Source organism: Hyphomonas sp. (genome assembly GCF_046313735.1).
GTDB lineage: Bacteria > Pseudomonadota > Alphaproteobacteria > Caulobacterales > Hyphomonadaceae > Hyphomonas.
On sequence record NZ_JBKBXW010000015.1, the window covers coordinates 1 to 23,862 of the forward strand.

At 62.6% G+C, this 23,862-nt stretch carries 21 protein-coding genes and 1 pseudogene; 10 read left to right on the forward strand and 12 right to left on the reverse strand.

The window, feature by feature from the left end:
- Positions 1-179: 179 nt before the first annotated feature.
- From ACK4SV_RS08755 to ACK4SV_RS08770, 4 genes are all read right to left on the reverse strand, one after another.
- Positions 180-2,483, reverse strand: a complete 2,304-nt coding sequence (locus ACK4SV_RS08755) for a protein kinase domain-containing protein (RefSeq protein ID WP_409917442.1) — start codon at positions 2,481-2,483, stop codon at positions 180-182.
- Positions 2,484-2,581: 98 nt separating this feature from the next.
- Positions 2,582-3,898 (reverse strand): DUF1302 family protein, encoded by a 1,317-nt coding sequence (locus tag ACK4SV_RS08760; protein ID WP_409917443.1) that lies wholly within the window; start codon positions 3,896-3,898, stop codon positions 2,582-2,584.
- A 5-nt stretch (positions 3,899-3,903) separates the two neighbouring features.
- Positions 3,904-4,695 (reverse strand): outer membrane lipoprotein-sorting protein, encoded by a 792-nt coding sequence (locus tag ACK4SV_RS08765; RefSeq protein ID WP_409917444.1) that lies wholly within the window; start codon positions 4,693-4,695, stop codon positions 3,904-3,906.
- Positions 4,688-7,036 carry an efflux RND transporter permease subunit gene (locus tag ACK4SV_RS08770; RefSeq protein ID WP_409917445.1) on the reverse strand — a complete coding sequence of 783 codons (2,349 nt, stop codon included), beginning with the start codon at positions 7,034-7,036 and terminating at the stop codon, positions 4,688-4,690. Before ACK4SV_RS08770 ends, ACK4SV_RS08765 begins: the two co-directional genes overlap by 8 nt.
- A gap of 204 nt (positions 7,037-7,240) precedes the next feature.
- Here ACK4SV_RS08770 and ACK4SV_RS08775 point away from each other — a divergent pair, with 204 nt between their 5' ends.
- The 4 genes from ACK4SV_RS08775 (at position 7,241) to ACK4SV_RS08790 (ending at position 10,638) form a co-directional block, all read left to right on the forward strand.
- A complete protein-coding gene (locus ACK4SV_RS08775; RefSeq protein ID WP_409917446.1) occupies positions 7,241-7,801 on the forward strand; it encodes an ECF-type sigma factor in 561 nt (186 codons plus the stop codon).
- 210 nt (positions 7,802-8,011) lie between these two features.
- Positions 8,012-8,788, forward strand: a complete 777-nt coding sequence (locus tag ACK4SV_RS08780) for a DUF3883 domain-containing protein (RefSeq protein ID WP_409917511.1) — start codon at positions 8,012-8,014, stop codon at positions 8,786-8,788.
- Between the two features lie 155 nt (positions 8,789-8,943).
- Positions 8,944-9,636, forward strand: coding sequence for a hypothetical protein (locus ACK4SV_RS08785; RefSeq protein WP_409917447.1), 693 nt, complete (start codon positions 8,944-8,946; stop codon positions 9,634-9,636).
- An 84-nt stretch (positions 9,637-9,720) separates the two neighbouring features.
- Positions 9,721-10,638: a hypothetical protein gene (locus tag ACK4SV_RS08790; protein ID WP_409917448.1), complete on the forward strand. Its 918-nt coding sequence runs from the start codon at positions 9,721-9,723 to the stop codon at positions 10,636-10,638.
- Here ACK4SV_RS08790 and ACK4SV_RS08795 read toward each other — a convergent pair.
- Positions 10,635-12,053, reverse strand: coding sequence for a S8 family serine peptidase (locus ACK4SV_RS08795; protein ID WP_409917449.1), 1,419 nt, complete (start codon positions 12,051-12,053; stop codon positions 10,635-10,637). The genes ACK4SV_RS08790 and ACK4SV_RS08795 overlap by 4 nt on opposite strands.
- A 122-nt stretch (positions 12,054-12,175) precedes the next feature.
- Between ACK4SV_RS08795 and ACK4SV_RS08800 the strand changes: the two genes are divergently transcribed.
- Genes ACK4SV_RS08800 through ACK4SV_RS08810 form a run of 3 tightly spaced genes read left to right on the forward strand, consistent with a single transcriptional unit; the run spans position 12,176 to position 13,974 of the window.
- Positions 12,176-12,673: an RNA polymerase sigma factor gene (locus ACK4SV_RS08800; protein ID WP_409917450.1), complete on the forward strand. Its 498-nt coding sequence runs from the start codon at positions 12,176-12,178 to the stop codon at positions 12,671-12,673.
- Between the two features lie 10 nt (positions 12,674-12,683).
- Positions 12,684-13,430: a hypothetical protein gene (locus ACK4SV_RS08805; protein WP_409917451.1), complete on the forward strand. Its 747-nt coding sequence runs from the start codon at positions 12,684-12,686 to the stop codon at positions 13,428-13,430.
- A gap of 34 nt (positions 13,431-13,464) precedes the next feature.
- Positions 13,465-13,974: a CC0125/CC1285 family lipoprotein gene (locus ACK4SV_RS08810; RefSeq protein WP_409917452.1), complete on the forward strand. Its 510-nt coding sequence runs from the start codon at positions 13,465-13,467 to the stop codon at positions 13,972-13,974.
- A gap of 135 nt (positions 13,975-14,109) precedes the next feature.
- Here ACK4SV_RS08810 and ACK4SV_RS08815 read toward each other — a convergent pair whose 3' ends face one another.
- The gene (locus ACK4SV_RS08815; protein WP_409917453.1) at positions 14,110-15,009 is read right to left on the reverse strand and encodes an ROK family protein; all 900 of its coding nucleotides are present in this window, start codon (positions 15,007-15,009) and stop codon (positions 14,110-14,112) included.
- A 121-nt stretch (positions 15,010-15,130) separates the two neighbouring features.
- Positions 15,131-16,213: an alpha/beta hydrolase gene (locus ACK4SV_RS08820; RefSeq protein WP_409917454.1), complete on the reverse strand. Its 1,083-nt coding sequence runs from the start codon at positions 16,211-16,213 to the stop codon at positions 15,131-15,133.
- Positions 16,214-16,671: 458 nt separating this feature from the next.
- On the opposite strand from ACK4SV_RS08820, the gene ACK4SV_RS08825 reads away from it, so the two are divergent.
- Entirely contained in the window at positions 16,672-17,676 is a 1,005-nt protein-coding gene (locus tag ACK4SV_RS08825) for a substrate-binding domain-containing protein (RefSeq protein ID WP_409917455.1), read from the forward strand.
- 6 nt (positions 17,677-17,682) lie between these two features.
- Here the strand turns inward: ACK4SV_RS08825 and ACK4SV_RS08830 are convergent, their stop codons facing one another.
- The 3 genes and pseudogenes from ACK4SV_RS08830 to ACK4SV_RS08840 all read right to left on the reverse strand — a co-directional run bounded on the left by ACK4SV_RS08830 (position 17,683) and on the right by ACK4SV_RS08840 (position 19,572).
- Positions 17,683-18,807 carry a hypothetical protein gene (locus tag ACK4SV_RS08830; RefSeq protein ID WP_409917456.1) on the reverse strand — a complete coding sequence of 375 codons (1,125 nt, stop codon included), beginning with the start codon at positions 18,805-18,807 and terminating at the stop codon, positions 17,683-17,685.
- Between the two features lie 10 nt (positions 18,808-18,817).
- Positions 18,818-19,096, reverse strand: a pseudogene (locus ACK4SV_RS08835) (MFS transporter); the annotation flags it as partial.
- On the reverse strand, positions 19,093-19,572 hold the full coding sequence (locus ACK4SV_RS08840) for an efflux RND transporter periplasmic adaptor subunit (RefSeq protein ID WP_409917457.1): 480 nt from the start codon (positions 19,570-19,572) through the stop codon (positions 19,093-19,095). The gene ACK4SV_RS08840 and the pseudogene ACK4SV_RS08835, both read right to left, overlap by 4 nt.
- Before the next feature lie 134 nt (positions 19,573-19,706).
- On the opposite strand from ACK4SV_RS08840, the gene ACK4SV_RS08845 reads away from it, so the two are divergent.
- A complete protein-coding gene (locus ACK4SV_RS08845; protein ID WP_409917458.1) occupies positions 19,707-20,285 on the forward strand; it encodes a TetR family transcriptional regulator in 579 nt (192 codons plus the stop codon).
- A 169-nt stretch (positions 20,286-20,454) separates the two neighbouring features.
- Complete coding sequence (locus ACK4SV_RS08850; RefSeq protein WP_409917459.1) at positions 20,455-22,089, forward strand: tetratricopeptide repeat protein; 1,635 nt, start codon at positions 20,455-20,457, stop codon at positions 22,087-22,089.
- Between the two features lie 6 nt (positions 22,090-22,095).
- On the opposite strand, the gene ACK4SV_RS08855 is transcribed toward ACK4SV_RS08850, so the two are convergent.
- A complete protein-coding gene (locus ACK4SV_RS08855; protein WP_409917460.1) occupies positions 22,096-23,178 on the reverse strand; it encodes a DUF3419 family protein in 1,083 nt (360 codons plus the stop codon).
- A gap of 4 nt (positions 23,179-23,182) precedes the next feature.
- On the reverse strand, positions 23,183-23,815 hold the full coding sequence (locus ACK4SV_RS08860) for a hypothetical protein (protein ID WP_409917461.1): 633 nt from the start codon (positions 23,813-23,815) through the stop codon (positions 23,183-23,185).
- Positions 23,816-23,862: the final 47 nt, after the last annotated feature.

Consider the following 23,862-nt stretch of genomic DNA (forward strand, 5'->3'; position numbering starts at 1 on the left):
CTTGGCGGCCTTGCTCCGGCTGTGTTCGCCGATAACACCAGGCGAGCCCGGCCCGCTTCGCCTGAGCTACGCAAGAGCTCCGCTCAGCGGGCCTTGACCACCCACCCCCAACCAGAAAGAAGGGCGAACAGAGTCCCCAGTCAAACGGCCCGGATCAGGGGGCTGAGTCAACACCACCCTTAGTCCGGTGGGAGCGCGCCAACATTTCGGAACCATGCAAGATAATGGCGCAGAACGGTTGAACGACTGGCCCTGTCCATGTCGAACCCATCTTCCGCGAAGATATATGAGGCGGATTCAGGACCTTCCAGTTTGAAGGCCTGGTAGGCCCTAGCAATGGTGAGCATCGGAGAAGGTGGTTCAATAGCGAGATCATCCAGCAGCCTCTTGCCCTCTTCATGGCGGCCAAGGTCCGTTAGGGTCATCGCAAGCCCTGCGAGGGTTCGCAGACGCTGCGCCGATTGCGGGCCGCCGAAGCGAAGGTGGAGGTCGGCGGCCTCACGCAGCAGGGCCTCAGCCGTTTCCAACTCACCTTGACGGCGCGCAATCAGGCCTTCGAGTTCGAGCGCCCTTGCGGTCTCTCGGCTCTCGCCTTTCTGCTCCGCCTGATACTGGCGTGTGATGCGGATCTGCTGCAGGGCAGCGTCAGCGTTTCCGCGGAAATAGAATTCAGATTCGGCGAGGTTCAGGCGGTTGGTGTCCTGCCCCTGCATCAGGAGTGTCGGGTTCTCGTCAATGATCCGCACAACGCGGCGAATGGTTTCGTTCGCACCCGGATCATCGCCATATGTATCAAGAAGCTGGTACATCTGATTGAGTGCGCTGATCTGGCGGGAAGGGGCGGGTTCGGTCTCGACGATCCGGTTCAGGGCCGCAATTGCCCGTTCGTGATCATCAGGGTCCAGAGAATACTTCGCGATCTGTGCGAGCACGGAAGCTGCCCCGGGTCTTTCCCGGCCATAGGTATCAGTCAGGGAGTAAGATGTCCGGAAGGCTGTTTCGGCGAGCCCCGGATCGCCTGTATTTGCGTAGGCGTGTCCGAGCAGGGACCAGCCGAACCTGCGCAGCCGCTCGCTGCCATATGCTTCGGTGAGCCACGGTTCGAGGATGGTGCGGGCTCGTAGATAGTCGTTGCGCGACAGGAAGTGGCGGCCGATCGAGAATGAGGCAAGGGCTGCCGCTTCCGGATCGTCCGTGCGCTTGAGCCTCAGCTCATCCAGAAACTCTTCCAGCAGCGTGCTGACATATTCGACATCCATTCCGCGTCCGCTAAGCCGAAGCAGGGCATCGGAATAGACGGCATTAATGCTGTTGATCGTTTCAAGTTCGGCCTGGTTCCACTGGGCGCGGTCGAGCGCTTCCAGAGCGCGTTGGGTCTCGGCCCGGGCATCGGCGGCAAATCTCAGGCTGAACCCAAGACCGGCAGCAAGGGCGAGGATCGCAATAGCTGCAAGGCTGTTTGCGACGGGGTAGCGCTTCAGGAATTTTCCGAGACGGTAGGCCGGGCCGCCTGCCCGCGCGTTGACGGCCTGTCCGGCGAGATATCGCCGCAGATCTGCACCAAGTGAGTCTGCTGACAGGTACCGTTGAGTTGGATCTGATCTTGTTGCGCGCAGGAGAATGGCGGTCAGGTCTTCCGAATTTGCGGTCCGCGGCGCGACCATCGGGGCTGCATCCGCAAGACGCTGTGCAGCCCGGCCTGTGAGCACTGTGTGCATGACCAGGCCCAGGGCGAAGACGTCGGTGGCGACAGACAGGGGGGCGCCGTTCAATTGTTCCGGCGCTGCGTAGGCGAGTGTTAGCGGTCCGCCGGATTCGCCTTCCTCGAGTGACGAGGCAATGCCGAAATCGATCAGACGCACCTGGCCGCGCTGGTCGACCAGGATGTTTGCAGGCTTCAGGTCGCGGTGCAGTATGAGCTGGGTGTGAGCGTGGTGAACTGCGTCGCAAACCTCAGCAAGAAGTCGTATCTTTTCCCGCACCGGCAGCGCGGATGTGTACTGATCAAAGGGTTGGCCATCGACGAAGTCCATGGCGATGTAAGCAAGGCCATCCTCTGTGAGACCGCCATCCAGAATCCGGGCAATGCCGGGATGGTCCATGCGGGCCAGGCGGCGGCGTTCATTGTCAAACCGGGCGGCGCGATCAGAGCCCCCAGGCTGCATGAGTTTCACGGCTGCGTTCTGTTCATAGAGGCCATCATCGCGCTTTGCGCGCCAGACTTCACCCATGCCGCCGCGCCCCAGCAATTCCGAGAGGCGCCAGGGGCCAATCAGCAAGCCGGGCCATCCGACAAGTTCTGCGGGGCCGGCTTCTTCATCCGCCGATGTCGCGAGGAAACTGTTGTCCAGACGGGTGAGGAGGCGGCGGACTTCGCCGGCATGATCGGTGGTAGTTTCGAGTGTCGACAGGAATGCGGCGCATGCCTCGGGAGACAGCTCCCGGGCGTGTTTCACGTCGTTCAGGATCCGGTCCCACTGCATGTTCTACGCGCCCCTCCCAAAGCCTGAAGAAAGCGAAACGCAGACATCCGCCTGCGTCAAGATTTGTTGGGGGTCAGAGAGGGGTGAATTGCCGGGCATCAGAAGGTTGACGATATCCGGGTCCAGATGCGGGACTGGTCCCGGTATTGGCCGAAGAGGCCTTCCCGGGTTCCCCAGACGAGGTCAGCGCCGGCAGACAGGGTGAGATGGTCCGACTGGCGCCATTCGACCCAGGGCCGGAACGTTCCATCGCCCTCGCTGAGGGTTCCGAGGATTTCCGATTTCAGCCAGAGGCGCTCATTCCGGAAACCGCGTTGAAGGCGGATGGTTGCGATGAGGTCGGTCTCTGGACGGTAGAGTTCGGCGCCGCCTGCGTTCACATGGTCAAGGCCGAGCTGGAGATTGAGGAATACGTCTCGCGGCAAGTTCCAGTCCAGTCCGAGGCCGGCGAGGATTCGGCGGCGCTCGACAATGCCAGGGGTTGGCCCGGTCGCGGCATTGACCGGCTGGTCCGGGATGTAGGCCGCCTCCAGCCGCCAGATGCGCGCGCCATCTGCGCGGTCGAGCGTTGCGCCGATCAGGGTGCGGCGCGGGTACTGCAGCTCGACCTCGGGACCTGCCGGCGATGGCTCGAACTGGAAGAGCGGATCAGGCTCTGGGCCGGAGATCAGGACCAGATTAGCCTCTGTGCCGGTGAAGCTGCGCGAGAGCCGAAGGCCCAAACTCGCATCGCGGACTTGGTTCGAGCGGCTGGAAACGCGGAGGGGAGGGGTTGCGCCGCCTGCCGGAATGCCGGCGCGGAGCCGGGGCGCAGCGGGGGAGAATGCATCGCTGGTCTGCGGGAGCTGATTGACCGTCGCATCCAGGGCCGCAGCCGCATCGACGTTGAGGCCGGCGGCTTTGCCCTGCCATCGTACACCCCAACGTGCGATCCTCCGGGGACGGAGCTCTCCGAAGACAGCCTCAGTCCGGTCGACGGGATCAAACCTGTCCGTCACCTGAAGACCATCGAGGATTCCCCAGGCAAGGGTCTGCTTGCCAATTGTCAGGTCGTGGTCCCCGGCGCTGAAGGTGACGTAGGCGCGGTCAAGCTCCAGCCTTGCATCCTCGCCAAGCTCAAGCGGACGAGACAGGCTGGAGAAGGTCGAAACGGTTCCGAGACCGGTTTCATCTGCGGCTGCGATGATGCGGCCGGATACTTCCCCGCGCCAGCCTCTGTCGCTGCGCAGGAGGAGGCGTGGCTCGACCGTAACCCGGGCGAGAGATGCGTCTGCGTCCTCCATCCGGATGGCAGCCTCGGCATTGATCCGGGTGCGCGGGGATATGGAGAGGTCGTCGGCGATAGCCATAGGTGCGGCCGAATGGGCGGCAATCACGCCGCACACGAGGCTCGCAATAGTCCTGGTGCTGTGCATCTTTGTCATCGGATAGTTGGTACGCCGCGCGCAAGCTGGGTCGAGGTCAGGAAGCGGTCATCGAGCGCGGGGATGTGGCGCATGTTTTCGAAATGCACTTTTGTCGTGTGCCCTGTCTGAAGATTGCGGACATGGAAGCGCATTGCCGTCCACGCCCCGCCAACCTGCTGCTGCTCAAGGATTTCCACTTCTTTCAGAGGAGCGCCCGCTGTATCCGCATAAAGGACTTTCACCGGAAAAAGCGTTTTTGGGTCGATCAGGGCAGAGAAGCGGCTGTAACCGAGCTCCTTGCCGATATCGGGTGTTCGGACTGTGCCGGAAAGCTGGAGGAGGCCAGTCGCGGTATCTGCTGCTCCGCCGGAAAAGTCCCAGTCGTCCAGGCTGAAGCGAAAATTGTCCTTGATGTCTCCATAGGTCAGGTCCGTGCCCATGAAGTAGCTGCCCCGTTCGGAAGAGGGCAGGCGGCGCACACGGTCTGTCGCCGGCAGGTACAGCCAGTTCTCGCCCGCGCTGCCGGACGGCTCGTGGCTCAGGAATGCGGTATCGGCGATGGCGGCGGGCGCCTTGAAGAAGATGCCGATCCGGGTGAGATCGTTCGTGTCCGAATGAATCATCAGGGCCCGGCGATTTCTGACGGCACCGTTTGAAGTGGTCAGCTCAAAGACCATATCGCCGACCCTGCCTTCATTGGCTGGACGCTCCGCGATGGCGCGGGCCAAGCTGAAAGCGGCATCCTGAGCCTGTGCGATGGGTGCGGACAGCATGAGCGCGATGGACAGAGCGAGGGGCTTAAGCATTTTGCAGTCTCCTTACAAACCGGAAGCGCGTCAGGGCAAAAGCGCTGGGGATAATCAGCAGGGCGCCAGCCAGCGAACCGACGGCGCCGAGCGCCACGAGGCAGCCGAACCAGCGCAGCGGCGGGGCGGAACTTAGGCAGATGACGGCGAGGGCTGCCGATAGTGCGACTGCGGAGTAAAAGCAGGCGCGCCCGACGAGGCGGTAGTCAATCTGAAGGGCCTCCTTCAGGCTGTACCCTGCGGCGAGCTTGCTGCGCAGGTGCGTGATCAGGTGGATCCCGAAATCAATGCCCAGGCCGGTCGAGATCGCCGCTGTCATGGATGTGGCGGGGGCAATGTCGATCCCCAGTAAACCCATTGCAGCGTATACGGACAGGACGCCGACCGCGACAGGCAGCATCGCAAGCAGGGCGAAGACGATGCTGCGCAACATTACAACCGCGCACAGGAGAATGAGGCCGAGGGCGAGGCCGAGCCCGCGGAAATGGTTGTCAGCCAGCTGGCTCATCCAGCCGTCATTGACGGCCACCCGGCCGCTCACGACGGCCTGAAGGCCGTTCTTCTCTGACCATTCCGCGAGCCGGGCCTCGAGGCTTTCCACGACCGGCTTTGTCAGCTGGTAGCTGTCTGTCGAGAGGCGGGCGCGGACGAGCGCGTGAGTATGCAGGTAATTCAGGGTTTCGCGGAAGTCGTCCGGAGGCGCAGTAGATTCATAGAGGAACATGTACTGGGCGGGCGCAGTCTCGCGGACCGGCAGATTGCCAGGCTCGCTGCCTGTCAGGGCCGTGTGCATCACAGAGATGTATTCATCGATGCCTGTAACGCTTGCAACAAAGGGCAGCCCGGCCATGTCGTTTCGGAGCGCCCTTATGGCGCCGAGCGCTGCAGGCGTCATCAGCCCGCCTTCTGCTTCGGTCGAAACGACCACGTCGAGGAAGTTGATTCCGCCAAGGCGCTCATTCAGCAGGGTGTCAGCTTTGACAATCGCATCGCCCGGCGCGAAGTAGCGCTTGCGCTCATAGTCGAACTCGGCCCTCAGGGCAAAAGTCACAAGGCCTGCCACAAGCAGGACGGTCAGGCTCAACGAGGTCAGCGGGTGCCGCAGGGCGCGCTGCGAAATCGCCCCGATCATGCGCTCGACTTTGTCCGTACTGCGATGGTCGGCGGCCAGGAAGCCAGCCTGGCGACCGGGCCGGAGGTTCGACAGGACGAGGATGGAGGGCAGGCCAGTCAAGCTAAGCAGCCAGGCGGCGAGTACACCGACGGCGCCGAAGAGTCCGAACTCACTTATGGGCTGCATGGCTGCGCCAAATGACAGACCGACAAAGCCGGCGACGGTCGTCAGGCTTGTCAGAGTGACCGGGACCCATGTCCGCTGCAGGGCCATGGCGGTGGCCGTCCGGGCGTCCAGATGGGGCAGAAGCTGTCGGAGCCGGAGATAGATCGTTGACACATGAAGGCTGTCGGCAACCGCAATGGCCATGATTATGACGGGCAGGGCCGTGGTGATCAGATAATACTTGGCGCCAACCCAGCCGAGGAGCCCGATCGCGATGCCTGCGGAACCGGCGATCACGAGCAGCGGGCCAGCAAGGGCTGTGATGCGTCTCAGCGTCAGAAAGACAATCAAAAGGACGACAACCACTGCAGCCGGAATGAAGATCCGCGTGTCGCTATCGACGGTATCGGCCAGGCGCGCATTCATGGCCGCCACGCCCGCGACATGTATTTCGATGCCGGGATTGGCGCCGGCCTCCGCCGCGATCAGGGCCTTCACCTCGACAAGCACCGGGTAGGCATTGTTGGGGTCCTCGACAGGCACAATGATCGTTGCGAGACTAGCATCCCCGGATATCAAACTGCCCGTGAGCATGGGCATGTATTGGGCGCGCTGACGGGCGATCCCGGCGGATTGCGGCGTGAGCGCGTATTCCGGCAGGATCCAGTCTACCGCGAGGTCGTAATCTTCGCCCCAGATGGCTCTGATGGAGGCAAGGCTGCGCACTTCGTTTCTCAAAACGCCAGGTATTTCCCGGACGGCTTCGTCCAGACGCCGCAGAGTGGTGAGTGCGTCCGGATTGAAGAGGTCGCCGCCAGCTGTTGAGGCGATGCCGATGATGATCGGATCTTCCAGCCCAAAGATTTGCTTGGCTTCGTCGCGGGCGATGGCAAATCTGTGATCCTCAGGCACAAACGCATCGACCGAGGGATCCTTGACTACGCCGGGCAGACCTGCGGTAAAGCTGAGGATTACGGCCAGGCAAAGCGCCAGGATCAGCCGGGGCCGCCTGAGCAGCACCAGCCAAGGATCAAGGCCACGGTTTTCGGATGCGTCCTGCATCGGTTTTCCCCTCTGTTTCAGACACCAGGCCCCCACCCAGCGCTGCGGTTTCAGAGGGGAGTACGCAAGATGCGGCCGGAACCGGACACGACCGGGAAAAAAACTTGCAGGCGCTCGGGCACGGCTTCATCTCTCCGGGCGGCCGCCAGCAGCAGTCGAAAAGACTTTTGAAAGAAAAATTCAGAGGTATGGATAAAGCAGGGTATGGAAGACTACGCGAATAATGGTGCCGGTGAAAAATATGCCCTGATTGATCAGAGGCTGGCAGACCTTTATTTTGCTGAATGCTATGAGGCGCTGCTGCAGATCGCCCGCCAGAGGCGCCGGCGCTCACGAATGCACGACACTTTTGGCACGGTAGACATCCTTCACGAAACTTACCTTCGAATGACCGGAAAGCCGGCCTGGCAATCCAGGCAGCACTTCCTCAGCACCGCCGCGCTCGCGATGCGGCAGGTCATCATCGACCACGCCCGGCGGAAGGCTGCTGCGAAGCGGTCCTCGGGCCTGCCGGACCTCTCGCTCGACAACGACCAGCGGGTCTTTCCAGAGTTCAATGAGACGCCTGAGCAGATCGTCGTCATCGGCGACATTCTGGAACAGCTCGGCGAGGCAAATCCGAGGTGGCTCAGGATTCTCGACTGCCGTTACTTCGCGGGCATGACGGAGGCGGAAACGGCAGAGACACTCGGGGTTTCAGAGCGCACGGTCCGGCGTGACTGGGTGATGGTTCGTGGCTGGCTGGCCGACCGGATGGCACCCTGAGGAGGCCGCAGGATAGTGGGGGTCAGCCAAGTCAGGAGACCAGTTCGAGTTCGTCTGACAACACCGCCAGCCATTCTGCGCGTTTGTCCGGCAGGTATTTGCGATTTGAAACTGCGTGACTTGGGGCCGGGTGGCCGGTAGCTTGGTTGGGTGTCGAGTGATCCTTGGTCTGATGCTGAGAATGACCTGATCGTCGCGGATTACTTCGCGATGCTGGCGCATGATTTCGCCGGACGGAGATACAACAAGGCTGCGCATCGGCGGGCCCTGTTGGCCAAGCTTGCGGGGCGCTCGGAAGGGGCGGTGGAGTTCAAGCATCAGAACATCAGTGCCGTCCTGAAGGCGCTCGGCGAAGATTGGATTCCCGGATACAAGCCTGCCTTCAATTTCCAGATGTCGCTGGCTGATGCGGTTGCGCGCTGGCTTGCCCTGAATGAAGCTTGGATGACGCGAAGTTCCAAGCAGTGGCTTTCTGAAGGCGTCCATGAGCCGGCGCCAATCTGGATCGGCCCGGCGCCGACCCTCTCGAACCAGCCGCCCCCGGACGAACTCGAACAGATGCTGGGCGTTGCCCGCAAGTTTGATGTTGCGGGGCGCGATGAGCGCAACCGGGCCCTCGGGCGGGCAGGGGAGGAACTCGCGGTTGAGCATGAACGCTCGTCCCTGCGGTCTGCCGGGCGTGGCGATCTGGCAGACCGGGTGCGCTGGGTGTCGGATGAGGACGGGGATGGCGCGGGATATGATATTGCGAGTTTTACGCCGGATGGGGCGCCGCGCCTGATCGAGGTGAAGACGACAAATGGCTGGGAGCGGACGCCCTTCCATATTACGCGGAACGAGCTCGCGGTAGCCGAGGCGCGCAGGGCGGAATGGTGCCTTCTGAGGCTCTGGAACTTCTCCCGCCAGCCCAGAGCCTTTGAGCTCTACCCGCCCCTGGACGCGCACGTCTCACTGACAGCTATGACGTTTCAGGCGAGCTTTCATTGAGGGGGAAGGGGCGGGTCTCTTGCTGCGCCGCAGCTCCTTGCCTGCCAATTCCGGCGACCTGTTCGTTTTTGTCTGACGGGGCGCATGCAGCGTTCCGGGAATAAAATCTTCCCCCATCCGTCTCTCCTGCACAACGTCAAGCAAAGGAGAGACGTATGTTCGATCAGACAGGTAAAGTTTCGGTCGCTGCTCTTGTTGCAGCGATGATGCTGGCAGTACCTGCGGTGGCGCAGGCGCGTATCGGCCTCGAAGTCAGTGCGGAGGCTTCTGCGGACGCCTCGGCAAACTCGCAGGCCGCCGAGGAAACCGGCGCGAACGCCCGGGCCAATGCAGGCGTGAATGCGTCGGCCAGAGCGTCTGCCGACACCGAAACCGGCGGCGATGAAGACGGGATTCCCGATGCCGGTCCCCGCGAGGTCTCCGGCGCTGCGGAAGGCGGGATCGAGACCGCTCTGGATGCGATCTCCACTGCCGGCGATACGGCCAGTTCGGCAGCCGGGACGGGCCTTGCCACTGCTGCTGACGCGGCAGCAGAGGGACGCGCGACGGCTGTCTCCGCCGTGTCGACTGCCCGCGGGGCTGCGGATCTGGCAGCGGAAGCGGGCGCGGATGCTGCAGACCTTGGCGCATCGGTTGCCGGCTCGGCAGTGGGTGAGGCTATGGCCACAGGCCGCGGCGCTGTCGGCCAGGAGGTCTCCGCAGCGGTGACCGAAACCATTCGCGGCGACATCTCCAAGGAGATCAATGCCGCCGTTGCCGGTGAGGTCGCCGCGAACGTTGCGGGCGAGATCCGGAACACGGTTCGCAACGATATCGCCAAGGACATCCGCGGCAGACTGTTCAACTGAGCCGCAGCGGGCCTGGCCGATCCCCCCTCCCGGTCAGGCCCGCATCCTTCCGTATACAGTCAATTCCATTCTCAGGACGATTCCATGGCCTCCCAATCACATTCCTGCAAAACCCTCGCAACGCTGACCGGCCTGCTTCTGGTGGGCGCAGGCGCGCAGGCGCAGGACGCGAAGTTTTCCGCGGAGCTCTCCGCCGGGGTTATCGCCGACTCCGAAGTCGGCCTTGCCGATCTCGACCAGGCCACCAGCGAAGGCGACATTGCGAGCCTTCTGGGGCTCAAGCTCGACGCGGAAGTGACGCCGGTTTCGCGGTTGACGCTTCGGGCCGGATATGAGCTCAGCGATACGCGCTATCAGGACTTCGACGCATTCAATCTTCAGATACACCGGGTGTCGGCCGAAGCTGAATATGAGTTTGGCGCGACGCGCGCCGGGCTTCTCTACAACCATGTCGATGCGCGTCTTGCCGGTGATGGCTACCTGACGTTCCAGCAGGCCTCGCCCTATGTGATGCACATGTTCGGCGACCAGTTCTTGCTGCGAGGCGCGTATGCCCGCAGTGAGCGGGACTTTGACACGGAGCCCGGCCGAAACAGCTCGAGCAACGAATTTCTTGTTGACGGCTTTTTCCTGCTGGACGGGTCGCAGCGGTATCTGGTGCTCGGCGGGAAGGCTGGCGAGACGCAAGCCGAGAACGATGCCTTCAGCTATGATAATGCCGGAATAAAGGCGCGCTATGTCCACCGGGCGAATGCGCTTGGGCGGGAAATGCAGTTCCGTCTGGGGACGGAGTTCGAGCGCCGGAGTTTCTCCGGAATCACGCCTGAAATCGATTCGCGCCGTGAGGACGATATCTTCGGGGCGAGTGGCGGCGTGATGATCCCGATTGCCGGACCGCTGAGCGTTGATGCGGGCTATGAGTATCGCGGCCGGAGTTCAAACCTTCCGGCTGCGGATTACCAGGCGCATATCGCGACAGTGCAGCTGAAACTGAACTTCTAGCGAGGCGTTGCCGGGACAAGGATGCCATATCCATGGATCCGGTCCCGGCCATTCGTGCTTGCGGGCCTTGCAGACGCGCGGATCAGGTTGAGGGGCTCATCCGGCCCACCTGCTGCGATCTGCCGGGCGATCCAGGCGCTGACGACCGGGGCAGCAAAGGACGTGCCCGAATCGCGGATTAGTGTCCCGCCTGGGCGGGCAACCTCGACATTGACGCCAAGCGCTGCGACGGCAACCTGGTCGCCGCGATTGGCCCAGCGATAGATGCGGCCGTCGCTGTCGACCGCGGTGACGCCAATCACACCGGGATAGGCCGCCGGATAGAGCGGACGGGCCGCCGGGCCATCATTGCCAACAGCCGAAACGATTACGATGCCGGCGGCGAGACTGCGCTCGATCATCACTTCGAGCGCCCGATTGGGGGGGCCTGCCAGGCTGAAATTGATGACGGAAACATTCTCCGTGATCATCCAGTCGATGGCGCGAACGAGACTGGCGGAGGTTGCGCCGGTCGTGCCGTCTTCGGCGAGAAAGAAGACCGAGGCCGCGCGCAGGGCAGGCGAGTTCGGGGCGGCCTGCAACTCGCGGGCAAGGATGGAGGCAACTGCGGTGCCGTGCCCCTGCGGGCGCAAGGCGCCCATCGTCACAAAATCCTCCTCGGCAAGCGGAAGCCGGGACAGGGCTGGGTGGGTCTCGTCAATATCGGTATCGATAAGGCCAAGCCGCGCAAAACCGATGGCGAAGACCGTTGGGTCCGACTGCGGCGGCTGGCGGGGCGGAGACGCTGTTCCAGGTGGCGCTGCGGAGGCATACACATGGTTACGGTCTGCAATCTCGGCGCCGAGTTCGCGCAGCAGCGCCTCAATGCGCCGCGCGCCGGGATCATCGGAGCTGAGTGAAACCACCAGCAGCCGCTCGTCACTGGAAGCCAGGGGGGAGTTTTCGAGGATGCGGACACCGGCCGCTTCCAATCGCGCTGCATCGCCCGGGCCTGCAATCAGGATCCACTCATCCCGCACGACAGGCCAAGCGCCGGAGGTATCAATGTCGATACTGCGCCCCGGGATGGCCCGCACGATGCCGGGCGCGAGGGCGCCGGGCACCGGCAGCGCTCCGAGGGCAGTATCGACCGCGCCAATGGCTGCGGAGGGCAGATTGGCGAGCGGGTTTGCAAGGCGCGACGGCAGGTCCGGCAGGGGCGGAAGCTCAGGGGCGCGCAGTGCGTCGACCCTTCGCCCGACATTGTCTTCAACCCGGCGTTCCACCCCGTCGATGATCCGGTTGTCGAGCGCCCGGTCCACACGCCGGCCTATGTCGGCGGGAAGACCCTGCGGGAATGCGGATATTCCGCCCATTCCGGCCAGGAGGATTGCGGCGGCAATTTTCCGGTGGGTAGAAAAATTTCGCTGCGTCATCAGGCATCCCAATACAGTGACAATCACTTCAATAACGCTTCAGGCCGAAGAATATTTCCAAATCCCGGGAATAAAACCCGGACCAAGCCGTTCATGCTGCAAAAGGACAGGAACCGCACTGCATGGCCAGGAACCGAGACGAAATCAGCCTTGCGATCATTGCCGCTGCGCCGCATGCGCGCCGGTTTGCCTATTCGCTCTGCCGGAACGCGGCAGAAGCGGACGACCTGGTCCAGTCAGCGATCGAAAGGGTCCTTTCACGCGGCGTGCCGGACGGAACGGACATGAAGCGCTGGATGTTCAAGATTTGCCGCAACCTCTGGATCGACGGCCTGCGCGCGAAATCGGTCCGGACGGACGCTGCGCCAGAAATCGGTCTTGCGGCGCCGGAACCGGTATCTGCGGAGACCGAGGCCGCCGACCGGATCATGCTGCAACGCACGGAGGCGGCGATCGACGCCCTGCCGCCAGCCTATCGGGAAGTGCTGGCGCTCGTCGCAGTGGGTGGCAGCTCCTACAAGGAAGCGTCCGAAACGCTTGAGGTTCCGGTTGGCACGGTGATGAGCCGCCTTGCCCGCGCCCGCGCCATGCTCGCCGATGCAACCGGATATGCCGCATAAGGATCATGCCATGACCACGATGGACGAAAAGCTGAGCGCGTATCTGGACGATATGCTGGACGAGGATGAACGGACGGGCCTCGAGGCCTTGCTGGCGGCCGACCCGGCACTGGCCGACCGGCTGGAAGCGCTTGCGCTTGCCAACTCCGCCTTTGTGGCGCGCGCCGCGGACATCCGGCATATCGAGATGAGCGATGGGCTGAAGCGTCAGCTGGCATCGCTTGAAGCAGCCGCTTCAGCCGGCGATGACCGCGAGGTGCCATTCCGTGGACGGCGCAGCATGGCCGGCGTCTTGGCAGACAATCGTGCGGTGGCCGCCTGCGCCGCGCTCGCGGTTGGCCTCCTGGCCTGGCAAGCCCTTCAGCCCGCCGCTGCACCCGGCAGCAGTTTCGGGGCAGGGGGCATGGTGTTTGCCGGTTCCGGGCTTGACCGCATGCTGGAAACCTCTGCTAGCGGCGCTGCGGAAAGCGGCGTGCGATTTTCCTTTGCCGCCGCCGATGGCAGCTATTGCCGCGTTGCCGATCTCAGCGAGGGTGGAGCCGCCTCGCGGCTGGTCGCCTGCCGGGAAGATGATGGCTGGCGGGTCGTAGTGGCCGCCTATACCGGCGTTCCGGAAAGTGCGCAGGCGGATGTTTATCGCACTGCCAGTAGCGAGGCTGCGAGGAGCGTCGAGGTGGTGCTTGATACACTCATGGCGGATGCGCCGCTGGACCTTGACGAAGAAGCAGACCTGATCCGGCGCCGCTGGCAGAAGTAGTCAATTTCAAAACAGTCCGTAAAAGGAGGATGTCATGAAGTATGCAAGCCTGATCCTGAGCGCTGCTTTGCTCACTGCGACCGCGTGTGCCAGCTCGGGCCCCTACAGAGCGGCGCAGAGCTCCGCCAGCTTCGGCTATTCCCACCAGGTGATCGAGCCGGACCGGTACCGCGTCCAGTTCCGAGCCTCGGGACGGGATGTCGCACAGGCGCAGGACTATGCCCTGCTGCGTGCAGCGGAGCTGACATTGGAGAAGGGTTATTCGACTTTCGAGGTCGTCTCACGCTCGGCCGATTCGCTGCGCGAAAAGTCTGAAGCGGCCGATTACTCGCCGGGTCCGGACTATGTCGTTACCCGCAGCTGCGGCCTCCTCGGCTGCACATCGAGGGCGCAGCCCGTCGGACCGGTGCGGCCGAGGGAGCCGCTACCGGCGCAGCGGAACGAGACGATGGTGACGCTGGAAGTGCAGATGTCGAACAAGGACACGGCTGTCAACCCATCGCTTTACAGCGCCTCGCAGGTCGTCGCAAACCTCAGAGAATGATACGCCCTCGCTACCCAAAATGCCAGGCGTCCGCGAAATCCGGAGGCGCGTTCGAGTCTGTCGGGCGCCGCCGCCTCGAGCCCCTGCGGCCGGGGTTGTCAGAGAGGCGGTGGCAGGGCAGTCCGGGGGCAGGCTTCAGCCGCCGAGGGCGCGCAGGGCGAGGGCGACGGCGCCGAGCGGGCCGGCCTTGTCGCCGAGGGCGGCGGGGCGAATGATCTCGCCGGCTGTGGCCGGGCTGATGAAGGGCAGGTAGCTTTCAAGCTGGCGGACCACCTCCTGGCGGACCACGGCCAGCAACAGGGCGCCGCGCGCATTGCTGACGCTGCCGCCGAAAAGGATGCGCTGCGGGGCGGTCGTCAGCAGCAGGGTACACACAAGCTGTGCCAGGTCGCTCGCCACATAGGCCCAGTGGGGGTGATCATCCGAAACAGTTTCGGCTGGCGCGCCGAAACGGGCGGCAAGCGCCGGGCCGGCAACGAGCCCCTCGATACAGTCGCCATGGAACGGGCAGCCGCCGGCAAAGCTGTCGCCCGGCGCGCGCCGCAGCCGCAGATGGCCGATCTCCGGATGCATCGCTCCGTGTACGGGCTGTCCGTTGATCAGCAATCCGCCGCCGAGGCCGGTGCCGATGGTGATGTAGCAGACGCTGCTGCAGCCAGCTCCGGCGCCCCAGAGATATTCGGCAAGCGCCGCGCCATTGACGTCCGTGTCGATCTGATGCGGGCAGGAGAAGGGTGCGGTGAGCTGTTTCAGTATCTCCGCACCCGACCAGCCGGCCTTGGGCGTGCGCAGCATCCTGCCATAGTCTTCGGCATCTTCGCGCAGTTGCAACGGGCCGAATGAGGCAATGCCGAGCGCCGCGAAAGGGGTTTCTGCATTCCAGGCCTTCAGCTGCTCTGCGAGGCGCCCGAGGGTTTCCTCCGGCGATCTGGTTGGAACACTGACTTGCCTGAGAATCTGGTTTCCATCCGCCAGGAGGGTAATGGATTTGGTGCCTCCAAGCTCAACTCCGGCGACAAGATTGGTCGATGTCATCGCGGTCAGGGCTCCTGTTCTGGGCGGTATGATGTTAGGTGAAACCAGGGTCAGAAAGAAGGCGCGGCGAACGATCGCCGCGCCTCAAGTTCAAGGACAGGCCAGTGGTATCCCGGGCGGTCTATCGCCCGAGATGCGTCTCGAAAAAATCCACCATAACATTGTAGGCTTCCCGAGATTCAGGGACGTCCGGATTGGAATAGAAACCGTGGAACATTCCTTCCCAGACATGCAGGTCTGCTTTAACGCCCAGCCGCACGAGGCGGCTATGGGTGAGCACGGCAGAGCTGAGTTCAAAGCTGCGCGTGCCCGTGATGAATTGTGTCGGCGGGAATTTCGCCAACACCTCATCGGACTCGGCCGGGGCAACCAGCGGATCATAAGGGTCCACTTCAGACAGGTAGGGCATACCCGAGCGCGCCGGCGCGTCTGAGACAGGCGCCGCGCGCGGCGGCGCGATGAAGCGCCCTTCGCCAATGGCCGTCGCGGTGTAATTTGCGTCGCCGCCGAAGCCGCGGACAGGCGCAGCCGAGCCGGCGCAATAAATGCCTGCGGCGCCGGGCGCCGGCAGCCCATGTTTCTGGAACCAGGCGAGCGACATGCCGGTGAGCATTCCGCCTGCGGAGCAGCCGAAGATTCCGATATTGTCCGGCGGGTATGTTTTCAGGAGTTCTTCATAGACCTTCGCGACATCTTCGCTGGCAGCCGGGAACTTGTATTCAGGTGCCTGCCGATAGTTCACAGCGACCACGCGGAAACCGCCCAGGGCTGCGACGGGAATCGATTCCACTTCCGCGCAGGCCGGCCAGCAGGTCATGAAGCCGCCGCCATGCAGATTGATCAGCACACGGTTGGTATTTGCCTCCGGAACGCCGCCGGCCGGGGTGTAGTCATACACCTCCACACCGCCGATGACGGTATCGGTGCGCGCGACCGGGAAGAGTTCCTTCTGGCGTTCGATACGCGATTTCAGGAACATCGGGCCGCCAAGGCCTTCAACTTCGCGCAGCAGCTCAGGCGTCTGCATCGTGCGCAGGTGTTCGGCGAGATAGGCCGGGCCCTCCGGGCTCAGGAATTCCGAAACAGGCACAGCCATAGCCGGGACATGGACGGTCCCGTCTGCATCGACGCGAATCGTGTTGGTTGCCTGAGGGGGAGGGGCGCTCGCGCAGGCGGCGAGGGCGATCAGTGCTGCGGCGAGCATCCCGCGCGCGCGTGAAAGATGAGGCGTTCGCCCTCGCATCCGAGATGATCGCGCATTGCCCTCCCGTGCGGCGAAAATGGATAATCAGACATCGGTCCTGCAGATAAGGCGCGAGATTCGGCCTGCTTTTCTGGTGCCTGTCCGAACGATTTGTTTCATTCGAAGCCGAATGTGCCGACCGCGTTCAGCAGGCCGCCACCGCAGCTTTCTACACCTTGCCGCCGAGAAAAGCAAACGATTTCATCGCAGAGGGGATTGATGGAATTCAGGCTTTTGACTCAGTTGCCGGGGTATAATCGGCCGGATCGAGCTTGGCGGGATCAGCAATCCTGCCTAAATTCTTCGACAACAGGGCCTTACACCACGGACACATGGCCCCAGCGCGACCTAGCCTGCGACCAGAGCGCAGGCGATGTCACCCGGGCGTCCCGGGCTGGAAGTCCTGATGGGAACGTTCGATGACGAAAAAAGTAACCATGCTGGAACTGGCAAAGATCGCGCGGGTCGATATCTCGACCGTCTCACGCGCGCTCAATGACAGTCCTGTGGTGAAAGAGAGCACGCGCCGGCGGATCCAGCGGATCGCCAGCGAGATCGGCTATGTCGTCAACGCCCCGGCCAGCAGCCTTCGCCGAAAATCCGCACGCGCCATCGGCATGGTCATTCCGCTGAACCCGGATGCAGACCAGACGATGTCGGACCCGTTCTATCTGGAAATGGTCGGGGCGGTGTCCCAGGCTGCAGCGGAGATCGACTACGACCTCGTCGTCACAGTGCCGCGGGAAACAAGCCAGTTGGCCGAACGTCGGCTGCTCAATACCGGCCGCGCAGACGGCATCATCGTCATCGGCCAGGCCGACCGTGCCGCGCAGTTGAACGAGCTGAGCACGCTGCATTCGAATTTCGTCGTCTGGGGCGCGCGCATGAAGGGCGCCAAATACACGACCGTGGGCAGTGACAATGCCAAGGGCGGATACCTGGCCGCATCACACCTGCTGGCGCGGGGCGCACGCCGCATCCTGTTCCTCGGCGACCCCGGCCTGCCGGAAGTAAAGCTGCGCCATGAAGGCTTCCTAAAGGCACACAGAGAAGCAGGCGTTTCGCACGATGCTTCCTACCTCCTGCGGATGAATTTTGGCGGCCACACGACCTATGATCAGGTCATCGATTTCCTCCGGGCCGGGAGCAAGATCGACGGCATTTTTGCCAGCTCTGACCTTCTGGCCAACTCCGCGATGCACGCGCTGGTCGCCGAAGGGCTCAGTGTTCCGGGCGATGTGCGGGTTGTCGGCTATGACAATATCGGCCAGTCCGCGATGATGACGCCGCCGCTGACAACGGTAACGCAGAACATTGCCGAAGGCGGCCGGCTGCTGGTGAAGCTGTTGCTGGCCAAGCTGGACGGCGAGAAAGTCTCGTCCAGATTTACCGAGACAGAGCTGATCGTGCGCAACTCGGCCTGACGCGGCTCAGGCCGGGCGGTTTCTCAGTCCGGCCAACGGCTCGGCGCCTTCCCGCGGAAGGTCAATCACGTGCCTCGGCGCGAAGGTCAGCTGCTTGTCTGCCGGCGCGTATTCCGTATACGGCCCGATGAGGGTGAACTGCCCTGCGCTGAAATTGGCCGAGAGAATGCTGGCGCCAAAGAGAAAACCCGTCCCGGGGATTCGGGAAGCGCCGCCAGCGAAGGCTCCGGTCCATGGGCCGCGCATCGAGGACGATTTGTAGAGACGCAGCTCCTTGGTGACTTCATCTGCAGGCTGTTCTTCGCTCAGCCGGTCGCAGGCGGAAATCAGGAGATACCATGTCTTCTGCGCCGCATCGAAATAGAGCTTGGGCACTTCGGCCTGGGTGAATGCGGTATCATCGGGCAGCGTCATCGGCGGATGCAGCGTCTCCACGACATAGTCCTCGCCGTCACGCACCACCGTGGCATGAGCCACGGCGCTGCGTGCCGGCGCCATCTTGGCAGACCAGAACACTTCCAGCGTTCCGGCCGAACCGGCTACAATGAACGGGTCGCGCCAGGCGAGGATCGGCCCGCCCTCTTCGCCTTCAGCCGCGCCGAGCGTGTCAGCCGCAGGCAGGTAATAGCCCGCTTCCCGGATCGCGTCATAGTCGCGGATGGGGCAGGAGAGGGCCGCAGCCGGGAGCGTGTCGAGCCTGAATCCATCATGGGACTGGCCAAGGCAGATCGTTTGCAGGAACGGCCGTTCCGGCGTCAGGGCGCGCAGGCCGGTGAAGCCGCACAGCCACTCACCCTCCGTGCGCGCGAGCATGCACCCGCTCCACACATTGCGCTCAAATGCTCCGTCTCCGGAGGTCTGCGGCGTCAGGAAGGCCCCTTCATCCTGCCAGCTTGTTCCGCCATCACGCGATGTGAAATGGCGGATGTGGAAGGGGTAGTTGTTCCGTTCTGCCTGCGAGATAGACTGGCCGTCTGCGTCTGTGCGGCTCAGCGCGAGGCAGTAGAGATGCATGCGCCCGTCGAGGACCGCAGTCCAGGAATCCCAGAGCCACAGCTCTGGGTGCGCGATGCCGTTTTCAAAACGCAGGCGCGAAGGGGCTGGAACCGGAACCGGCTTTTGTGCGGACATTATAAGGCTTTCAGTATTCGCTGGAGTCGGCTTGCGCGAGCGCTGCCCCGGCGGGGTCTGCCAGCAGGTTGTAAATGGCGAAGACGAAGAGCAGGCCGGCAAACACTGTCGCCAGCGCGAAGCCGATGGCCATGTCGCCGCCGCCGAACGCATCGCTGACATAGCCCATGAGCAGCGGCGCAAACGCAGCCGAGACCGCCGTGAAGAACAGGATGAGGCCGGCTGCTGCGCCATGCTGGGCTTTGGGAAGGCAGCTTATGCCCTTCGAATTGAAGGTCGGGTAGATCACTCTGTGGCGGCAACAATGGCTTCGGCGCTTGCCGCGCGGGTGCGATTCTGTTCCAGTTCCTCCAGTGAGACAGCGCCGGATGCGCGCAGCGTCTCGGACCGTTCAAGATCAGAGCGTGCCTGCACGAGTTCCGCTTTGGCCTGGGAAAGCTGCGCTTCATTCCGTGCGAGCGCGGCCCGGAACGGGCGGTCATCAAGGGAGAAGAGTAGCTCGCCTGACTTCACCCGTGCGCCGTCTTCAAAATGAACCGCTTTGACATAGCCGCTGACCCGTGCCCGGACATCCACCCGTTCGACAGACTCAAATCGCCCGGAATAGCCGTTCCAGTCAGTTAGGTTCGCCGAGATCGGCACCGCAATTTCGACTTCCGGAAGCGGCGACCCCCGGGGGGCTTCCTGCGCCTGAGGCGCGCCGCAGGCCGCGAGAATGAGGGCTGCGCTGAAAATAGGAACCGAAGCAGAAGTGCGCGCGCGCATGCATTAATCCTTTGTTTACAGGGCGATGTGACGCAGACTGGCCATAAGTCATCAGCCGTTGACAGCATATGACGCCGGGAGAAGCGTTAGTCAACACTTGATGACAAATAAATTTCTGCGAGGTATGTACCTGCATGAAACAGTCACAAACGATCCGCCGGCGTGATGCCGCAGCAACACGCGCCGCCATTCTCAATTCGGCGCGGCGCCTGTTCGCGACCGACAGTTATGAGAATGTCGGTATACGGGAGATCGCCTCTCAGGCCGGCGCGGATGCTGCGCTTGTCTCGCGCTACTTTGGCAGCAAGGAGGAGTTGTTCACCGAGGTGCTGAGCAGCGGGAAGCGCGGGCTCGACTTTATCGGTGGAGAGTTGACAGGATTGCCCGAGCGGGTCGCCGACCTGCTGCTCGATCCGCCCGAGAAGAATGAAGAAAACCCCATGGAGGAAATCCTGATCCTCCTTCACTCGGCAACTTCGCCAGTTGCAGCGCCGCTTGTGCAGGCCTCTATCCATGAGCGTTTTAACGGTCCGTTTGCGGACATTATTGGCGGTGAGAATGCGATGATCCGGTCACAGCTGTTCGGTGCGCTGCTGATGGGCATCTCCATCACCCGCCGTATCAGCGGCAATAACGTGATGTCACCAGGGGAGCGTGCGTGCATGCATCGCCGCATCAGTGAACTCATTGCGACGGCCATCCGGCCCTTCTGAGGGCGCTGTCGGCGCAGTCGGATGAACAGTCTTTGAAGCTGAAGGACCACCCGAAAGACTTGGCCGCCCAGCCAAGCCGCAGCGCAAGACACGCAAAGATGCTTCCGAGGCAGCGATAGGTTCTTTCGATTCCCTTTCGGACCGTGGAGTCAACCGGCGTTGCAGGCAGATGGCAGCCTCACCGCTCAAAATTCAGGCGGAACCGCCGGCCTCCGAGCTTGAGAAAATTTGGAAGATCTCGCCTCGTTGCGCGGGGGCAATAAACAGATTATCCAGCCGTCTTGGCTTGGGGAAAGAGATGATGTCCGATACTCTGCAAACGTCTCAGAATGAGGGAACAGGGGAGCCGGCCTTGCGCCGAGAGGTGCTTCGACTGCTGAAGGAACAGCAGCATGAGCCCGCCCTGGAGGTCATCAATACGGCCCCGCCGGAGTTCGTTGAGACCCCGGCCTGGAGAGTGATGCAGGCCCGCGCGCTGCTGATAGCAAACAATATCGCAGGCACGAGGCAAGCACTTGCTGGAATCACCGGCGAGGACGCGGATGCTCCAAATGTCCTGCAGCTGCGGCTCGCCGTTGCGAAAGCGCGGGGCGACCACAACGAGGCCATTTCCTGCCTGCGCCAGCTGCACGAGGCGAAACCGGACGAACTCTGGTTCCTGATCAGCCTCGCTCAAAACCTGCTTCGTCACGAGGACGCGGCAGAAGCCGAGATGTTTGCCCGCAAAGCGATTGATCTTGACCCGGCAAGTGCCAAAGCCCACCGGATTCTCTACTTTGCCCTCTGCAAGACGGCTCGTGCAGAGAGTGTTGCTGATGCGATCCGCGCCGCGATCGCGTCTCCGGCAGCATACCCTCACTATACCGGCCTCAGGATGTCGCTCCTCGCACTTGAGCCATCTGAGGCTGAGAAGCTGATCGCTGAAATCACGGCGCGCTGGCCCGAAGCGGCGGCGGACCTGACTGTCGCGCCCTTCCAGTTCAGGCCGGTTGTCGATCTTATCCTGGCAGATGACCGCCCCGCTGCGTTCGCCCTTCTGGAAAAGATGGGCGATGCCGAGACCGATCCGAGGGTGCGCGACGCGCTCGGCGTGATTTCGGCATTTCCGGACCCGAAGGATTTCAAGCGGGCGCTGATTGCGGATACGGGAGAGGAAGTGGTCACATCTGCGCCCTCCTCTAATGGCGTGACGGTGTTGTTCTTCACCGGACTGGGCGACCGGGTGGACCTTGATCTCGACGCGATGGACGCGTTCTGTGCTGCATCGGGCGCGGCTGCCGTTTACTTGCGCGATTTCACGCGGATGGCCTTCCTCGGTGGGATCAGGTCACTGGGCCACGGGCGCTCGGCGACGGTGAAAGCACTGCGTCAGAAGCTGGCAGATCTCGGGACCCGCGAACTCGTCGTGATCGGCGTTTCCGCAGGAACATTTTCGTCCGTGACCTACGGCGTTGAGCTGGGCGCTTCGCGGATCGCCGGGCTTGGCGCGCAGACGTCGATCCATCATTTCCTGAAGGCAGGCGGTGACCCGCGTGCGCGGCTGATGATTGAGCGGATCAAGGACCAGTTCGATCCAGCGATGCTTGATCTCAAAATTCTGTGGGGCGGACTTTCGAAGCCACCCCGTCTCGACCTCTATTTCGGAGAGCTCCACGCGAATGACGCTGCGCATGCAAACCATATGGCAGGGCTCGAAAATGTATTCCTGCACCCGCTGGCCGGGCTCAAGCAGCACAATCTGATCATCCCTCTGATGAAGACCGGAGCATTGCGCGATTACGTCCAGTCGTCCGTATCCGGTTGAAAGCCGTTATGCCGGAAGGAGCGCTCCGCAACGGATATCATAGATGATCGCGCGGTCTGTGCGGGTAAGTGCATTTCCGAGGGCTGTGTTTTCGCTCAATCTCGCGGCCACTAGGGTGCCTGGCCTGACGGGGTTCATGAAGATGCGTTCGCAAAAGCGTGCGCCGGGCCGCGCTGCGGAGAGAATGCCTGCCCAGCAATCATCATAGGCCGCGCCGGAACAGTATGATCCGAAGTCGGACAAGGAGAAGGCGTCAAAGGCCTCCGGATGCCGCGCGCCAAGACCAGACAGGCCCTCATCGCTGATATGGATCCTGTCCAACCGCTCTCGTACGAGCGGGAGATTTTCTCTTCGCAGGTGAATCGGCAGAGTATCCTGCGCAGATAGCCGGCCCCGGAATATAAGGTGCGCAAAGTCGGAGTCGCGGAAGAAGAAGTTTTCAGCGGCACGCCGGAAGAGGCCGGTGAGCCGGGCGGTGCTGGCGGCAGGGGCCGGCAGGAAAGCCCCGCCGGGCTCGCCAATGATCCGCGTCCAGAACCAGGGCCGTGCGAGCAATTGGATGCTCGCTTGCCAGAGACGATCGTCGAAGTGGTCGCGCCAGATGGTAGCCTGCTCCTCCAGCGTCGCGGCTTCAAAGAGCTGCCTGATAAAACGTCCACGGACCAATCCGGTCCCGAGCGCGCCAAGGCGGAGCACCCGCTCCCACCTTCCGGTATGCCAGATACCTGCGGCGATCACCCGCTGGCGGGCGCTCCAGAAGGCCTTCGACGCTGGCGGCAACCTTTGCTCGACCCGTGCCTGAAGCCGGAGGCGGCTGCGTGACGGGGATAATCCGAGCCAGGCATACAATTCTTCGTCATTCAGCGTCTCGATCGCAGCGATCTTGAGGCGCAGGAGTTCATTCTGCGCGGAATTGAAGTCTATGGAGAAGACCGTAGACGGATTACCTAGCAACAGGTCAAGCGGTCTTGTTCCGCTGGCTGTCAGGCACAGAACCCGGTCTTCAGGCTGTATCGCGAGCGCGGAGAGTTCTGTTGCGCCGTCTTCGTTCGATGAGGTGAAATTCAAGGTCTGTGCAAAATTTGCCATTCCGCTACACCCGCAAAACCAAAGGGGAGGGTGGGGGAAGGGGTTTCCGGCAATCGAGGATCGCGTCGATGCCCGGGCGGAGGATGTCAGCTGGCGTGTAGAGAAGAGGTGCGCTGCCATGCGCCGCGAGGTTCATGTTGATCATTTCGAGAATGGCGCGGTCTTGCGCAAAGATCCGTAGAAAGAAGAGCTTCAAAGCGGAAAGCTTGATGGCTGCGGCAATTCCCTTACCGGCGACAGCAAAGGTGGCGGCGATATATGTTCGGTGTGCGTCGCGCGGGGTGAGCCGGAACCGGGCCGAAAAGGCGGGACCAGAGCTGCCGGAATAGGTCACTTCTGCGATGCCGGGTGCGCGGAACCGGTCCTCGATCATGAAACCGCCCACGCCGATCATGCGGGCGGCCCATCCGCCCGGCGCCGCGCTCGTGGGATACCTCGCTGCAATCCAGTCCGGGCCCGCTTCTGCAAGGATGCGCACGGGCTGCCGGTGGGAGGCTTGTCGCAAATAGCCCGCATGAACCACGCTGGTGTGGGTCGTATCCAGAATGTTTTCGGCAATGTCCCCGGGCCGAGCAGCGACTTCGCCGTCCGTGTGCCAGCAGGTGGACGAACCATTCAGAAGGGCGGGTTCGGGCACAAAGGGTCCAGTATCCTGCGAGGTCGCTGCAAACAGGAAGCCATCAG

Bases quoted from the DNA above. Each gene is read 5' to 3' on its own strand.
- ACK4SV_RS08755 (WP_409917442.1), bottom strand. From the start codon at position 2,483: ATGCAGTGGGACCGGATCCTGAACGACGTGAAACACGCCCGGGAGCTG.
- ACK4SV_RS08830 (WP_409917456.1), bottom strand. From the start codon at position 18,807: ATGTCCGCACAAAAGCCGGTTCCGGTTCCAGCCCCTTCGCGCCTGCGT.
- ACK4SV_RS08810 (WP_409917452.1), top strand. From the start codon at position 13,465: ATGAAGTATGCAAGCCTGATCCTGAGCGCTGCTTTGCTCACTGCGACC.
- ACK4SV_RS08805 (WP_409917451.1), top strand. From the start codon at position 12,684: ATGACCACGATGGACGAAAAGCTGAGCGCGTATCTGGACGATATGCTG.
- ACK4SV_RS08790 (WP_409917448.1), top strand. From the start codon at position 9,721: ATGGCCTCCCAATCACATTCCTGCAAAACCCTCGCAACGCTGACCGGC.
- ACK4SV_RS08795 (WP_409917449.1), bottom strand. From the start codon at position 12,053: ATGACGCAGCGAAATTTTTCTACCCACCGGAAAATTGCCGCCGCAATC.
- ACK4SV_RS08850 (WP_409917459.1), top strand. From the start codon at position 20,455: ATGGCAGCCTCACCGCTCAAAATTCAGGCGGAACCGCCGGCCTCCGAG.
- ACK4SV_RS08825 (WP_409917455.1), top strand. From the start codon at position 16,672: ATGACGAAAAAAGTAACCATGCTGGAACTGGCAAAGATCGCGCGGGTC.
- ACK4SV_RS08770 (WP_409917445.1), bottom strand. From the start codon at position 7,036: ATGCAGGACGCATCCGAAAACCGTGGCCTTGATCCTTGGCTGGTGCTG.
- ACK4SV_RS08815 (WP_409917453.1), bottom strand. From the start codon at position 15,009: ATGACATCGACCAATCTTGTCGCCGGAGTTGAGCTTGGAGGCACCAAA.
- ACK4SV_RS08775 (WP_409917446.1), top strand. From the start codon at position 7,241: ATGGAAGACTACGCGAATAATGGTGCCGGTGAAAAATATGCCCTGATT.
- ACK4SV_RS08800 (WP_409917450.1), top strand. From the start codon at position 12,176: ATGGCCAGGAACCGAGACGAAATCAGCCTTGCGATCATTGCCGCTGCG.
- ACK4SV_RS08785 (WP_409917447.1), top strand. From the start codon at position 8,944: ATGTTCGATCAGACAGGTAAAGTTTCGGTCGCTGCTCTTGTTGCAGCG.
- ACK4SV_RS08765 (WP_409917444.1), bottom strand. From the start codon at position 4,695: ATGCTTAAGCCCCTCGCTCTGTCCATCGCGCTCATGCTGTCCGCACCC.
- ACK4SV_RS08780 (WP_409917511.1), top strand. From the start codon at position 8,012: ATGCTGGCGCATGATTTCGCCGGACGGAGATACAACAAGGCTGCGCAT.
- ACK4SV_RS08845 (WP_409917458.1), top strand. From the start codon at position 19,707: ATGAAACAGTCACAAACGATCCGCCGGCGTGATGCCGCAGCAACACGC.
- ACK4SV_RS08840 (WP_409917457.1), bottom strand. From the start codon at position 19,572: ATGCGCGCGCGCACTTCTGCTTCGGTTCCTATTTTCAGCGCAGCCCTC.
- ACK4SV_RS08820 (WP_409917454.1), bottom strand. From the start codon at position 16,213: ATGCTCGCCGCAGCACTGATCGCCCTCGCCGCCTGCGCGAGCGCCCCT.
- ACK4SV_RS08760 (WP_409917443.1), bottom strand. From the start codon at position 3,898: ATGCACAGCACCAGGACTATTGCGAGCCTCGTGTGCGGCGTGATTGCC.
- ACK4SV_RS08855 (WP_409917460.1), bottom strand. From the start codon at position 23,178: ATGGCAAATTTTGCACAGACCTTGAATTTCACCTCATCGAACGAAGAC.